13 protein-coding genes are annotated in these 13,856 nt (G+C 57.1%); 6 read left to right on the top strand and 7 right to left on the bottom strand.

Going from position 1 to position 13,856, the window contains the following annotated elements; genetic code table 11:
- Window positions 1-71 precede the first annotated feature (71 nt).
- The 6 genes from EN852_RS13735 to EN852_RS13710 are packed head-to-tail and all read right to left on the bottom strand — an operon-like array spanning window position 72 to window position 6,078.
- On the bottom strand, window positions 72-1,682 hold the full coding sequence (locus tag EN852_RS13735; protein WP_127875782.1) for a GMC family oxidoreductase N-terminal domain-containing protein: 1,611 nt from the start codon (window positions 1,680-1,682) through the stop codon (window positions 72-74).
- Between the two features lie 37 nt (window positions 1,683-1,719).
- Window positions 1,720-2,811: an ABC transporter ATP-binding protein gene (locus tag EN852_RS13730; protein WP_127875783.1), complete on the bottom strand. Its 1,092-nt coding sequence runs from the start codon at window positions 2,809-2,811 to the stop codon at window positions 1,720-1,722.
- Window positions 2,808-3,629 (bottom strand): ABC transporter permease, encoded by an 822-nt coding sequence (locus EN852_RS13725; protein WP_127864755.1) that lies wholly within the window; start codon window positions 3,627-3,629, stop codon window positions 2,808-2,810. The genes EN852_RS13730 and EN852_RS13725 overlap by 4 nt, the downstream gene beginning before the upstream one ends.
- On the bottom strand, window positions 3,626-4,570 hold the full coding sequence (locus tag EN852_RS13720) for an ABC transporter permease (RefSeq protein WP_127864754.1): 945 nt from the start codon (window positions 4,568-4,570) through the stop codon (window positions 3,626-3,628). Before EN852_RS13720 ends, EN852_RS13725 begins: the two co-directional genes overlap by 4 nt.
- Before the next feature lie 16 nt (window positions 4,571-4,586).
- Entirely contained in the window at window positions 4,587-5,756 is a 1,170-nt protein-coding gene (locus tag EN852_RS13715) for an LLM class flavin-dependent oxidoreductase (RefSeq protein ID WP_127875784.1), read from the bottom strand.
- Between the two features lies 1 nt (window position 5,757).
- On the bottom strand, window positions 5,758-6,078 hold the full coding sequence (locus EN852_RS13710; protein WP_127864752.1) for a hypothetical protein: 321 nt from the start codon (window positions 6,076-6,078) through the stop codon (window positions 5,758-5,760).
- A gap of 163 nt (window positions 6,079-6,241) precedes the next feature.
- Here EN852_RS13710 and EN852_RS13705 point away from each other — a divergent pair, with 163 nt between their 5' ends.
- The 3 genes from EN852_RS13705 (at window position 6,242) to EN852_RS13695 (ending at window position 9,860) form a co-directional block, all read left to right on the top strand.
- Entirely contained in the window at window positions 6,242-7,081 is an 840-nt protein-coding gene (locus tag EN852_RS13705) for an enoyl-CoA hydratase/isomerase family protein (protein WP_189401911.1), read from the top strand.
- 70 nt (window positions 7,082-7,151) lie between these two features.
- The gene (locus EN852_RS13700; protein ID WP_127875785.1) at window positions 7,152-8,648 is read left to right on the top strand and encodes an aldehyde dehydrogenase family protein; all 1,497 of its coding nucleotides are present in this window, start codon (window positions 7,152-7,154) and stop codon (window positions 8,646-8,648) included.
- Window positions 8,649-8,711: 63 nt separating this feature from the next.
- Entirely contained in the window at window positions 8,712-9,860 is a 1,149-nt protein-coding gene (locus EN852_RS13695) for a mandelate racemase/muconate lactonizing enzyme family protein (RefSeq protein ID WP_189401913.1), read from the top strand.
- A 200-nt stretch (window positions 9,861-10,060) separates the two neighbouring features.
- On the opposite strand, the gene EN852_RS13690 is transcribed toward EN852_RS13695, so the two are convergent.
- The gene (locus EN852_RS13690) at window positions 10,061-11,125 is read right to left on the bottom strand and encodes an ABC transporter substrate-binding protein (RefSeq protein WP_127864858.1); all 1,065 of its coding nucleotides are present in this window, start codon (window positions 11,123-11,125) and stop codon (window positions 10,061-10,063) included.
- Window positions 11,126-11,559: 434 nt separating this feature from the next.
- Here EN852_RS13690 and EN852_RS13685 point away from each other — a divergent pair, with 434 nt between their 5' ends.
- The 3 genes from EN852_RS13685 to EN852_RS13675 all read left to right on the top strand — a co-directional run bounded on the left by EN852_RS13685 (window position 11,560) and on the right by EN852_RS13675 (window position 13,852).
- Window positions 11,560-12,216, top strand: a complete 657-nt coding sequence (locus tag EN852_RS13685) for an XRE family transcriptional regulator (protein WP_127875786.1) — start codon at window positions 11,560-11,562, stop codon at window positions 12,214-12,216.
- Window positions 12,217-12,279: 63 nt separating this feature from the next.
- Window positions 12,280-13,245, top strand: a complete 966-nt coding sequence (locus EN852_RS13680) for an IS481 family transposase (RefSeq protein WP_127875787.1) — start codon at window positions 12,280-12,282, stop codon at window positions 13,243-13,245.
- A 400-nt stretch (window positions 13,246-13,645) separates the two neighbouring features.
- Complete coding sequence (locus EN852_RS13675; RefSeq protein WP_127864747.1) at window positions 13,646-13,852, top strand: hypothetical protein; 207 nt, start codon at window positions 13,646-13,648, stop codon at window positions 13,850-13,852.
- The last annotated feature ends 4 nt before the right edge of the window (window positions 13,853-13,856 follow it).

Genomic DNA, 13,856 nt, shown 5'->3' with positions numbered 1-13,856 from the left:
GAAAATTTAGAACCACAGGAAATAATTGCGACTGGCCCTTCGTGGACGAGACTGAAGCTAGGCCTGCATGGTCAACGTGCGTCTTCCAGTACCATTGCGGCGGCCTTTTCGCCGATCATTATCGTGGGTGCATTTGTGTTTCCGACGATAATCCGCGGCATGATCGACGCGTCGGCGACGCGAAGTCCCTCGACCCCCCTCACTTTAAGGCGAGGATCGACTACGGCTGCGTTATCGACGCCCATCTTGCATGAGCTGGTCGGATGCAGGTTCGACATACCTCGATTGCGGATGTCGGCCTCAATCTCGTCATCGGTGTTCACCGTCGGGCCGGGCAGCACCTCTTCGACGACGAATTCTCTCAATGCAGCCTGACGCGCGATTTTGCGGGACAGTTTGATGCCGCGCTTCAGCGTCTCCATATCTTCGTCGTGCTTGAGGAAATTAAAGCGTATTTCCGGCTTGTCCTGGAAGTTCGAACTTCTGATCCGCACCATGCCGCGGCTTTGGGGCGCCAGATGCACAGGGCTTAAAGAGAACGCCGAAAACGGATGCGGGACGACGCCGGCGGCCGTTCGTGATTTCGCCCCCCAGGTCCCCATGTGGATTTGGAGATCTGGGCGGTCCAATCGCTCGTCGCTTCGCACAAAGCCGCCGATGTGCATTCCGGTACCGCGCATCGGCCCCCGGCCAAATAGGTACTGGAGCGCGGCTACACCGCGCCTAAGATAGCTGTTTGCGATGTCGTTCAGGGTCATCGCCGCGGAAGACCTGTAGATGATCGACGTCCAGAAGTGATCCTGCAGGTTCTCACCAACGCCGGGCAGGTCGACCTCGATCGCCAGCCCGTGGCGTCGAAGGAGGTCGCCCGGGCCGATGCCGGAGAGCTGGAGGATATGCGGGCTGTGAAACGCACCCCCGGAGACGACGATTTCACGGCGGACGAATACCGTCTCAGTCCCGCCCTCCCGAAACACTTCCACTGCTACGGCGCGGTGATTTTTAAACAAGATCCGCTTCACGTTGGAATTGGTCTGGACAACGAGGTTCTTCCTCGACCGAGCCGGGCGCAGGTAAGCTGCCGAGGTATTTGCTCGGCGCCCGTCGTTGATGGCGAATTGATAAAGTCCATAACCATCCTGCACGGCTCCGTTGAAATCCGGATTATGTGGGATGCCGGATTCTCCGTACGCCTTAAGTGCCGCCCTGACCAGCGGGTTCGGTGGCGACTGATCGGACACCGTCAGCGGACCTTCGTTCCCGTGATATTCGTCGAATATCCTCATGTTGGATTCTGCCTTCCTGAAGAATGGAAGGACGTCGTCGTACGACCAGCCGATGCATCCCATCTGGCGCCAGTCATCATAGTCAAGGCGATTACCACGGACATAGATCATGCCGTTGATGCTGCTGGTGCCACCAAGTACACGGCCCCGAGGCTGGAAGGAGGTCCGGTTGTTGAGCTCGGGCTCCGGCTCGCTCTCCAGGTTCCAGTTATACTTCGGATTGTTGTAAAGGAGCGGGTGACCGAGAGGTATCTTGATCAGTGGGCTCCTATCTTCGGGTCCGGCTTCGAGCAGAAGTACGCTGTATTTACCCGACTCACTGAGTCTGGCCGCCACGACCGCGCCGCCCGAACCTGCGCCCACCACGATGAAATCAAAAGTCTTTGAATGCGACACCGCATTTTCTCCGGGGAAAGGGCAAGCACGCAGCTTGTTAGTTGATGACGCAGACGTCGTCGGGCGACCAGCCGAACTTGACCGTCCGGCCCGTCTCGTAAAGCTGAAACCCAGTGTGGGGCAGCGCGCGCGAAACGAGGCTCTGTCCAGCCGGTGCAGTGATGCGATACCTAACGCTCCCGGCGGTGTATAAGGATTCGGTAATGACGCCCTCGTAGACGTTGGGCAACCGGGCCGCTTCCTGGCCGATCATCACATTTTCCGGGCGAATACAGACATATTTTCCGCCGCGGGCGGCGTTGGCCGGATTGATCCTCATCGAAAGGCCTCCTTCGATGGTAGCTGAAGCCTCGGAGCCTGCCGACAAGCCGGTAATCGCAAACACAGAGGCTTCACCGAGAAAGCCCGCGACAAATCGGCTTGTCGGACGCTCATAAAGCTCTCGCGGAGTGCCGATCTGCACCATGGCTCCATCCTTCATTATGCCGATACGGTCCGCCAGAAACGCAGCTTCCTGCTGATCATGCGTGACGTAGATGACCGTTATGCCGAGTTCCTGCTGGAAGCGTTTGATTTCTTCCTGCATTTCGTCTCGCAGGTTCTTGTCCAAGGCGCCGAGCGGCTCATCCATCAACAGTAGCGAGGGCTGGTAGATTGCCGCTCTCGCGAGCGCGACACGCTGCTGTTGTCCACCCGATAGCATCCCGGGTTTGCGATCACGGTACTGTTCCAACCGCACCATCGCCAGCGAATGTCTAACTCGTTCGGTGACCTCTGACTTTTGCAGGCCGCGCATCTTCAAGGGGAACGCAATATTCTCCGCAACGGTCATGTGGGGGAAGAGCGCGTAGTTCTGGAAGACCATGCCGATGTTGCGTCGATACATCGGCTCGGAAAGGATGTCCTTCCCATTGACCTCGACTCTGCCGGCTGTGGGCTGCACGTATCCCGCCAAAATGCCCAACAACGTGGATTTTCCAGAACCGCTCGGACCAATGATCGCAAAGAACCCGCCCGACGCCACATCGACGCTGGTCGGGGCCACGGCGACAATGGGATAATATTCTTTGGTGAGTTCTCTGATGGCAACAGCGCAACCAGCCTTGATTTTTCCAATACCCATCATCATGCGCCTGAGACCTTGTATTTCTGTTGGCTGAACCGTCGCACAATCGTGGCGCTAAGGATCAGCAACAGCGTAAACGTGAGAAGGGCAGTGGCCGCGGCTGCGATTTCGGGCGTCACTTGATAATTCAACTGCTGCCACAGGAGCAGTGGTAGCGTTCTGGTCGACGGACTTGTCAGGAAAATTGCGAGGACGAGTTCGTCGATCGAGAAAGCCAACGCGAAGACGAAGCCCGAGAAAACGCTAGGGCCGATCATAGGCAGGGTGATGTGCCGGAAAGTCTGGCGAGGGGAAGCCCCGAGGCTCATCGCCGCGTACTCGATGCGATCAGAATATCCCTGCAACGCCCCGCACACAGCGATGAATGGAAAGGGTATCGATACCGCAGCGTGCGCCAGGATTACCGCCCAGTACGTGCCGTTCAACGACAGCAGCACGCTGATGGGATAAAGACCGATCGCCAGGATGATCTGTGGCAAGATCGCCGGAGCCATCATCAAGGTCGACAGGAGGTCCTTGCCTGGGATTGCTCCACGAATAACGGCTATCGCCACCAGTGTTCCGGCGACGGTAGCCAAAAATGCCGCCGACACGCCGATGGTCAGGCTGTTTATGATCGCGCTCTGGTAGTCCGAATTCGCGAGGAACGACCGATACCAACGGAATGAATAGGCGGTTGGTGGAAACGAAAGATACGACTGATCCGATAGCGACAGTATGACGATGATCGCCAGAGGCACGAGCATCGCAAGCAACAGCAGCATCGTCATGGCGCGAACGGATAACCGTAAGATCTTCCACAGGACACCTTCGTTCTTCATGCGATGCCTCCGCTGGTTGCGGCGGCGCGGCGCACCATTTTGTAAATAAGGAACAATGCTGCGGTTAGAACGAGCGCGACCGTCGCCAGGGCGGACGCAAGAGGCCAGTTCAGAAGTCGAGATGCCTGCTGGTTGATGAGGATGGACAACATCGTTCGAGACCCTCCGAGAAGCGAGGGAGTGACAAAGAAGCCCAGGGAGGAGATAAAGACCAGTATCGATCCGACCATTGCGCCGGGCAGAGACAGCGGAAAATAGACCCGGACGATTTGCCAGAATGGGTTGGCTCCCAATATGGCTGCCGCTCGCATGTAACTCGGGTCGATAGTCCTCATCGTGTTGATGAGGGGGATCACCATGAAAGGTATCTGGATATAGACCATCGCGAGGATCATCCCCACTCCGTTATCGAGCAGGCGCAGTGGCTGGCTGAGGATCCCAATCGCCAGCAGACTTTCATTGAGCGGACCTTTACGCGCCAGAATGATCATCCAGGCAAAAGTCCGGATGACTGTGCTGACCCAGAATGGAAGGAATATCAAAGCAACACAGATAGCAGCGATCTTCTTGGGTAGATGGGTCACGACAAAGGCAACCGGATACCCGATAACGAGAGTGATCCCCGTGACTACAGCGGAAACATAGAAGGTGTAGGCCATCACGGTTCTGATGCCGGGGCTCGCGAACACGATCCTGTACTGCTCTAACGGCCCCGTATCGCCGGAAAAACTCTTGCCGATAATTAGCACGGAAGGCCAAACAAAGAACGGCAGGATTAGAAACGCGGCGGGCAACAGTAGCCATAGATGGCCGTTCAAACCACGGGAACGTCGCTTTTCCAGATGTCCACCCATAGCTAATTCCCAAAGCCTTGCCGATTTGCCTGAACGGCTCCTTGTTGATCGCGCCAGCAAACTTGGGCCGCGCGGAGCTTCACTCATGACACCTCAATAGAGGCTAGCCCTTCTTCGATTCTGTCGCGTACTTAGTGATCTGGGCGTCGACCGCTCGCCTACGTTCGGCTTCGTTGTTCGAGGCATTACGCGCCATCTCGCTCAGCGAGGCGTTGCGATTGGCATTCACCTTCGTGAAGTGTGGAATGACATAGCGCGCGTAGAGTTCGTAGGATCGACGCGTCTGATCCCAATCCGCCCAATTGTGTGCCATCTGAAGGAAGACTCCGAAATCTCCCTGGCGGCCGATCAGGCGCTCGATCAAAGCAATCGCATCGTCGGGCGTGCCGATTGCGGCGCCGCCGATTCCGTTCATGTAGGCGACCGGATCGCCGTCGACGGGGAAACGGCCCGGCGCGACGCTGTTCGAGTAGTCCATGTAGTCGCGAAGGCCGAACTGAACGTTCTTGGCCGCCTGCTCGCGGGTCTCGGCGATGTGAATGGGTGCGACGAGACGAAGCCCTCGCGGGTCCATTTTCTTGCCATTGGCTTCCGCGACCTGGTTGGCGATTTCCCAGTTCGTCTTAAGGGCGTCAAAGCCGGCGCGATCAGCCGCGGCCACGCAAAGCATGGAAAACCCGAATTTTCCAGCTGCCTTCGCACCAGACGGTGAAATCGAGCTGGCGAGGGCTATTTCAGGGTGTGGGAGCTGGAATGGTGCAAAATGCAGCCGTGCGTCCTTCAGGACGAACCAGTCGGAGGTGTGGCTAACGGTCTCGCCCCGGAAAAGACGCACGATGACTTCGAGTGCTTCCGCCATCCGGTCGCGAGTGTGCTGAGGGTCGATGCCGAGCATCCTCGCATCCGTGACAAGCAGCCCAGGGCCAACGCCAAAGATGACCCGTCCCTGCGTCATGTGGTCGAGTTGGACGATCCGGTTCGCGACCATCAAGGGGTTATGGTAGGGCAGCGATACCACGCCCGTTCCGAGCCGGATCCTGCGAGTCCGCTCCGCGACGGCGGCCAGCAGAATTTCCGGTGACGAGATGATCTCGAATCCTCCCGAATGGTGCTCTCCGACCCAAGCTTCGTCAAAGCCAAGCTCATCCGCCCAGCGAATGATCTCCATGTCTCGGTGCAGCGAGATTGTCGGGCTTTCGGTTACCGTGTGGAACGGCGGTAGGAAGAGCCCGTGCTTTAAAGGCAGGTGAGACATGCGTTTTTCCTTCGTCACTTTATTTTCTTGAGTATGGGTCAATATGCATGCGGACCTCGGCCGCCTGCTTGCGGGTCCAGCCGTATTGGGCGGCCCTTTCGATCATCGCGTCGAAACGGGTGAGCCAGTTGACATCTTGAGGGCCGAGTCGTCGCAACTGCTGGACTGGCACCCAGACGTGACTGAGGTCTTCGAGGCTACCCCACTCAGACAGGCCGGATCGGATATCCTCATCCGATAAGCCCGCGGGCCAGCTCGCATCCAGCCTTAGGGAAAGTGCCTTGAAATCGTCTGGAGCTAACAGCGCAGCTGTCAGGTCCCTGCCCAGACTAACGATCACACAGACCCTCCCCGTTTTCATTTTCGGCGCTTTTAGCGTCCTTGATGAAGGGCATTCAAAGCTTTCGGAACATTGCGTGTCAAGAAATATCTTTCCCATAAGAAAAAAACTAGACGCCCAGAACAAATTCGGTAAAAGTGCGATCCGAAAAATGGGGCCCCCAATGTACGAAACGCTTCTTGTCGAAGTCGATGATCGTGTCGCCGTGATCACCATCAACCGCTCGGACCGAATGAACGCGATCAATGATCAGTTGACGGTCGAATACCGGCAACTGATCGCTGACCTCGATCGCAACGAGGATGTCCGGGTGATCATTTTGAGGGGCGCCGGAGGCCGCGCATTCTCGGCCGGATACGATTTAAAGGAGTATCCCGGGGCCAAACGGAACATCGAACAGATCAATGATCGGTATCTGGATCAGCAGCAATTCCTTCTGTCGAACTGGCGCTGCAGTAAACCTGTGATTGCCATGATCGACGGGTTTTGTTTGGCGGGCGGCCTTGAGTTGGCGTTGTGTTGCGACATTAGATATTGCTCCGACCGATCCCGAATCGGCGTCTTGGAGGCTCGGTTCGCGGGCGCGATCGGCACGATGATGGCTCCCTGGATACTCGGGAGCAGATGCCGCGAGCTTATCTATACCGGCGACGTCCTGGATGCGCACGAAGCTTTGGAAGTGGGCCTGGTCGAGCGCGTTTTTCCGGCGGCCTCGCTCTTTGAAGAGACTTTGCTTATTGCAAAGCGGATGTCACGTGTCGCCGCGAATTGCCAACGGTGGAACAAGCGCTCGATCAATCAAAGCTTTGAGACTATGGGCCTGTTCACGGCCTTGCGCCACGGCGCGGATATGGCCGCCATGATGCGGACCGCCGGGTCGCCCGAACGCGACGCCTTCGACGAGCTTCGGACGAATGTAAGTCTTCAAGCCGCGTTGGAATGGCGCAAGCAGCAGTTCGCCCCATTCGAAAAGCGCAAGACCGAACCCTCCGACGAAGAATGAAACTGAAGGCGCGCACTGCGCGCGGGGCCGGCGTCGGGAACAATTGCGAGCGGGGAAAAGGAGAAGTGAAGTGCCTCAAGAACCGTCCGTGCGAACCGACTACTCGTTCCTACGGGGAACCAAAAAACTTCTCATAGACGGAGAGTGGGTCGAACCAGCATCTGGCGGCACCTATCCCTCTATCAACCCCGCGACCCGGACAACCATTGTCGATGTTGCCATGGGCGACGAGGAGGACATCAATCGCGCTGTCGCGGCGGCGCGTCGCGCCTTCGAGACAGGTCCGTGGACCACGATGACACCATACGATCGCCAGAACCTCCTCTTGAGGCTTGCCGATCTCGTGGATGCGAACTTCGAGGAACTCGCTGTACTTGCGACGATCGACATGGGCGCGCCGATCTCACGTCAGATGGGATTTCGTAAACGCGCGGTCGGTCTGCTTCGGTACTACGCGGCGATGGCGGTATCCATACACGGCGAAACAATCCAGAATTCCCATGGCGGCGACATTTTTTCCTATTCGCTTCGTGAACCCATCGGCGTCGTCGGAGCGATAACCCCCTGGAATGGTCCGATCCCCTCAACCATCTGGAAGCTGGGCCCCGTGCTGGCAACCGGCTGCACCATGGTGCTGAAGCCCGCGGAAGAGGCTCCCCTTGTGCCGTTACGATTGGGTGAACTGACCCTGGAGGCAGGAATACCGAAGGGCGTGTTCAATATTGTCACCGGGTCCGGAACGGTAGCGGGCGCAAGGCTCGTGGAACATCCGGCAGTCGACAAGATCGCGTTCACCGGAAGCCATGTGACTGGTCAACGGATAATGAAGGCTGCCGCGCCAACGATGAAGCGACTGACCATGGAACTCGGCGGCAAGTCGCCGAACATCGTCTTCGCCGACGCCAATCTGGGTAGAGCGATACCAGGGGCTGCGCAGGCCATCTTCAACAATAGTGGACAGATTTGCAGTGCCGGTTCGCGCCTCTTTGCCGAACGGTCGGTTTACGACCAGGTGGTCGATGGCGTTGCCGAATACGGCAGGAATCTCAAGATCGGAAACGGCCTTCATCCCTCTACGCAAATCGGTCCGCTCGTTTCGATGAAACAACTGGACCGCGTCTGTGGCTTCTTTGAAAGCGGTATCAGCGAAGGAGCGCGACTTGTCTCGGGAGGATGCCGCCTTATCGACGGCGAATTATCTGGGGGAAATTTTGTCGCTCCAACGGTATTCGCGGACGTTAGCCCCGACGCGGCCATCGGGCGGGAAGAAATATTCGGTCCTGTGCTGACCGTCTTTCCTTTCGACAGCCTGGAAGAGGTCGTCGCTTTTGCGAACAACACCGTTTTTGGCCTTGGCGCGGGCGTCTGGTCTAGCCGGCTTGACACCGTGCATGCATTGGCAAGACGTATCAAGTCCGGAGTTGTCTGGGCGAACTCATACCAACTTGCCGATCCGGCGGTTCCCTTTGGGGGATACAAAATGAGCGGCTTCGGGCGGGAGTCGGGTCGTCAGCACGTTGAAGAATACACAAATGTCAAATCGGTCTGGATTGCGCCGTCGGACTGAGTTGCCGACCCCATGGGCCTCAAGGCTCCATGCTCCCGAGTGGGCAAACACGGAGACTACAGTGTGAAGATCAAGAGTATCAGGTCCTACGTTGTAGATAACGGAACGAAGAAACACTGGATATTTGTTCGTATCGAGACGGACGCCGGCATTGTTGGCTGGGGCGAAGCGTATTCGCAATCGGACAGAGAAAATGCCATTGTCAGTCACCTCGTCCAATTCGGCCGATACCTGGTCGGCCGCGATCCGTTTCAGATCAAGTACGCAGTGACCATGCTGCGCGACGATTACGTGCATCGCCGCGGATCGATGGAGTTCTACAGTGCGCTCTCCGGGCTCGAGATAGCGCTTTGGGATATCGTCGGGCAGGCCTGCAATCAGCCTGTTCACAACCTTCTCGGAGGACGATACCGCGACAGGATCAGGGTCTATGCGAATGGCTGGGCTTACGAGGCAAAAACGCCCTTTGACATAGCGAAGGCGGCCGAGGCTGTCGTCAGCCGGGGGTTCACGGCTCTAAAGTTTGATCCATTTCCCCTGCCCGTGCGCACCTACATCGACAAGGATGTCGAGCGGCATGCCGTGTCAATGGTGTCGGCGGTACGCGACGCCGTCGGCGACGACGTAGAAATGCTCATTGAATGCAGCCGACGTTTCAGCCCCAACATCGCTTCCCGTTTCGCCAAGGCAATCGCGCAACTGCACCCTTATTGGATCGAGGAGCCTGTACCTGCGTTCGATCTGGAGGGACTGCAAGAAGTGCGGCAGGTTTCGGATTCTCCGATTGTGGCGGGCGAGACCCTATACACCAAGGACGACTTTCGCTCACTTTTCGCAGCTCGCGGCGCAGACATCATCAATCCCGACATCTCGGTGTGCGGAGGCCTTCTGGAGCTGAAGGAGATCGCAGCTACCGCGGAATCGCACCATGTCGGTGTCAGCCCGCACAACTACAATTCGACGACGGTCTCACTTGCCGCCACCATGCAGGCGAGCGCGGGAATGCCGAACTTCCTGCTGACCGAGTATTTCCTAAGTTTCGATAAGGTCGGTTGCGAGATTTGCGATGTGCCACTCATTCCCGTGAACGGCTTCATCGACTTGCCCGAACGGCCGGGCATCGGGATCGCGCTGAAAGAAGACGAGCTGCTAAAGCGCGCGGCGATCGGCACGCCGTTCAGGACGCTGCGCACGGTGTCTGCAGAGACGTAGTCCACTGCGAGCGATCGATAGCAACGATGGAAGGCGCTGGCCGATGGGTCCGCGCCTTTGTTTGGGCAGTTGTGGTCGAAAATACGTTCACGACAGCAGCGAATGCCTAACCCAGCTGTTGGCATTCTGTTCGAAATTATGACCACCTCTTCCCGCCGCAGGTTTCCACACTGCGGCGGGATACGTTCAGTTAGCAATCTCTAACCGACCACCCAGTTGTTGAACCGGTCGAAGACCTCCTTGCCGTTCTTGACCCAGTAGTCGATGTCGATCATCGTTCCCTTGGGGAAATTCTCCGGCGAGTTAGGGATTTCCGCCAGTCGAGCAGGGGACAGCTGGGCGAACGCTTCCTGGTTTGTCGGGCCGTAGGCGATGTTTTCGGCAAAGATCGCCTGATTCTTGGGATCGACGCAGTGGGCGACAAATTCCATGGAGAGCGCCTTATCTCGGACGCCTTTAGGGACGCAAAGGTCTCCGTAGGTGAACAGTGCATTATTGAAAGTGTAATCGACGGGCGCACCCTTGGCCTTCAGCGGCTGGATACGGCCGTTCCAGACCATGCCAAAATCGACTTGGTTGTCGCTTACGAGCTGCGCTGCCTGCGCGCCGGACTCGAACCACGAAATGTCCGAACGAATTCCGTCTAAAGCCTTGAAGGCCGCATCGAGGTCGATCGGATAGAGCTTCTTGGGGTCGACACCGGATCCCAACGCCGCAAGCTCTAGAGTCTGGTTCGCGCTCTTCCAGAGCGTTCGCTGACCCTTCATTTTCGGATCGAAGAACTCCTTCCAATTCTTCGGTATTGCCATACTCTTCGCGGCGTCGACGTTCCAGGCGATCACCGAAGCAGCAATGTAGATGTTGGTCCAGTATGGGTTTGCAGAGCCATTCTGAAGACCTTTGGTCGGAACGATCTTATAGTCAATTTCTTCAAGAAGTCCCAACCCGGCGGCGGGGGCAGCCTCCGCTGCATCGAGATCCGAAACGTCGATATCGACTGACTTCGCGTCGACCATTGCTTTGAGCTTTGCCGAGTCCAGGTAGGGCGCGCTGATGACTTTGATCCCGGTCTTCTGCTCGAAGGTGTCGAAATATGCAGCCTTGAACGCGGCTTCGAGCGCGCCACCGCTGTTTGCAACGGTGATCGTTTTGGATTGCGCTCGAACAATGCTGGGGGCGCCAAGGGTCGCAGCGGCCGCCAGGCCCGCACCAGCCTTGAGCATATCGCGTCGGCTCATTTTCAGTCTATTTTTTTGCATGATCATCGCAGTCCCCTTTGGTTGAGTTAGCTCTCGTTTCCTACCCACGCATGCCACCGCCTCGCACCCATGGTTTGCAGACTGAACATTCCTATGGGAAAAATGTCAAGGATTTCTCCTATCGGAAAACGTAGAGGGGAAATTTTCCCTTCCTCCCGGTTGCGGTGGACCGAAAGGAGCGAAACTGGGTAACGTGCGCACCCGCATTTGCGTCGAGTGCGTTATGTCCCCGTTTGCGGTTTGCCAACGCCAATTCCCAAGGATTCTGCGGACGGAAGAGCCTTCTCGCGGTAGTTTGTTTGCCGCGCTGCGGCCAGGGAAAGTGGCTCAAACGCATACCGCAGGTGTCGTCTGCCCCTAGCGAACCAAATTTGATTATAGTAAAACGATTTTTCGTGTGAGAACTATCTTTTCGGCCGCAAGGCAAAGCGGAGCAAGTAATGAAAAAACCTATGGAACAGGACGGTAGCGAGTTCAATCTCGGGGCCCATATCAAACACCTGCGCCGGAAGAAGCGCTGGACACTTGAGACATTGGGTGAAGCTTCGGGGCTGTCCATATCCGCTCTTTCGAAGATCGAAAACGCGCAGGTGTCGACATCATTCGACACCGTGGTGAAGATCGCTCACGGACTTGGAATGCCTGTTGCGGAGCTTTTCGAGAGTACAGAGCATAATTCAGCTCCAGGTGTGGAAGCGCCGAAACACTATACTGCAAGGAGGGTCTCCACCCGCCGCGGTGAAGGGCAGCCGTTTGCGTCGGACTACTATGATTATGAAGTCCATTCGTCCGAACTTCTTCACAAAGGCATGATCCCGTTGGTCATGACAATTCGCACGCGTGAGGTTCCACCGCGGGCTAATTGGTCAGTACACGACGGCGAAGAATTCATCTTCGTCGTGAGCGGGGAACTAGAACTGCACACCAGCCTCTACTCTCCTCTCGTGCTCAAAGCTGGAGACAGCGCTTACATCGATAGCACGATGGGACATGCGTTCGTGTCCAGGAGCGAGGACGATGCAGTGATGCTATCAGTGTGCCTCACCGAACGTCTGCAATTCAACGACGAAGTCGTCGGCAGGGACGGAGGACGCTAGGTGTGTAGTCCCTGAGTGTGATGGTGCATCATTAACGCTGAGTCGTCAGCAAGAGGATGCACTATGGCAAGTGTTCTTCACGGCAGCGCCCGCACGACGCCGTGTCTTCGAGCCGAGTTCCAAGCGTCGCAAGAGAGCACCCGGTCCCTTGCCGCCCGCTACAACTTAGATCCGAAGACAGTGGCCAAGTGGCGTAATCGAACCACGACAGCCGACGCACCGATGGGACCCAAGACGCCAAAGAGCACGGTGCTGACACCGGCCGAAGAAGCTATGGTGGTCGCGTTCCGCCAGAAGACGTTATTGCCGCTGGATGACGTGCTTGGTTGCCTGAGGGATACTATCCCCAACCTCAGCCGTAGCGCCTTGCACCGCTGCCTCCAGCGCCATGGCATATCCCGACTGCCGGTTGAGGCGGTCAAGGATCAGCGCAAAAGGTTCAAGACCTACGAGATCGGCTATGTCCATATCGACAGCTGCGAACTGCGGCACTCCGACGGCAAGCTGATCATGTTCCTGGCGATCGACAGGGTTTCGAAGTTCACCTACGTCGAGTTCCATGATTGCGCCGGCAAGATGGAAGGCGCAGCCTTCCTCAAGAACGTGGTCGAAGTCTTCCCTTACCAGATCCACACCGTGCTCACCGACAACGGCATGGCCTTCGCCGATCTGCCCAAGAACCGCGATCATCCCAGCCGACGCTTCCTGGGGCCGCACATCTTCGACCGCGTCTGCATCGTCAATGGCATCGAACACCGGCTGACTAAGCCCTATCATCCTTGGACTAATGGTCAGGCCGAGCGGATGAACCGAACGATCAAGGACGCCACGGTCAAGGTCTACCATTACGACGATCTGGAGAGCCTCAAGGCCCATATCACGGCCTTCGTTGCCGCCTACAACTTCGCCAAACACCTCAAGGCTCTGCGATGGCGAACACCCTACCAGGTCATATGCGACGCATGGACTAAGGACCCGTCAATCTTCAAAATCAACCCGCACCATCTCATTCCGGGACCACACACCTAGTGTTCAGTTCCGGCATTTGCTGAAGCGGGTCGTAGGGTGAGAGCCCCCTTGAAGGTTGAGCCTTCGGTCGAAGTTGGAGGCCGCGGCGAAGTCGAGACGGCTGCCGAGCAAAGTGCAAAAATCAAAAGCTAGCGCGACCGCCGATAATTTCGGCCACCAATGTCGGATAGATTTACCTGCCTACGGCTTCCTCCAAGCCTGTCGGGAGTGCGCGCCGGTCGATTTCTAATGCAAGAGATCGGATGCCGCAGCCGCTCTTTTGGCGGCTACTCACGTTTGGCCGCTTGCGGCCGCAACCCGGCATCATCCGGGAGTCGTTGACAGATACGTGTAAACGTTTACTATTCATGCGTCGAGGATCGCGAATACGACCGCTTTCCCGGTTTCTCAAAGGCGCGCCATGAACGCACACAATCGTACGCTCACTGTATTCTTGCGCGTTGCGAAATTTTCCTGGCCTTTCCTCGCCCTTCTCATCTTTGCAAAACTGTTTCCAACCACGATGTCGATGCTTGCCGAACAAAGCGCTGAACGCGGCATGATTGCTCAGGCGCAGTCCTCAGCGGCTGAGCACTATCTCGCGGTCCTGCTCGACAAGAATAAATAGCGGA

It is taken from the genome of Mesorhizobium sp. M2E.F.Ca.ET.209.01.1.1 (genome assembly GCF_004010375.2).
GTDB lineage: Bacteria > Pseudomonadota > Alphaproteobacteria > Rhizobiales > Rhizobiaceae > Mesorhizobium.
The sequence above is the reverse complement of the archived record's forward strand: the minus strand, read 5'-3'. Positions and strand labels throughout refer to the sequence as shown.

Coding starts and splice junctions, on each gene's coding strand:
- EN852_RS13730 (WP_127875783.1), bottom strand. CDS start 2,811: ATGATGATGGGTATTGGAAAAATCAAGGCTGGTTGCGCTGTTGCCATC.
- EN852_RS13725 (WP_127864755.1), bottom strand. CDS start 3,629: ATGAAGAACGAAGGTGTCCTGTGGAAGATCTTACGGTTATCCGTTCGC.
- EN852_RS13720 (WP_127864754.1), bottom strand. CDS start 4,570: ATGAGTGAAGCTCCGCGCGGCCCAAGTTTGCTGGCGCGATCAACAAGG.
- EN852_RS13705 (WP_189401911.1), top strand. CDS start 6,242: ATGTACGAAACGCTTCTTGTCGAAGTCGATGATCGTGTCGCCGTGATC.
- EN852_RS13690 (WP_127864858.1), bottom strand. CDS start 11,125: ATGATCATGCAAAAAAATAGACTGAAAATGAGCCGACGCGATATGCTC.
- EN852_RS13685 (WP_127875786.1), top strand. CDS start 11,560: ATGAAAAAACCTATGGAACAGGACGGTAGCGAGTTCAATCTCGGGGCC.
- EN852_RS13680 (WP_127875787.1), top strand. CDS start 12,280: ATGGCAAGTGTTCTTCACGGCAGCGCCCGCACGACGCCGTGTCTTCGA.
- EN852_RS13675 (WP_127864747.1), top strand. CDS start 13,646: ATGAACGCACACAATCGTACGCTCACTGTATTCTTGCGCGTTGCGAAA.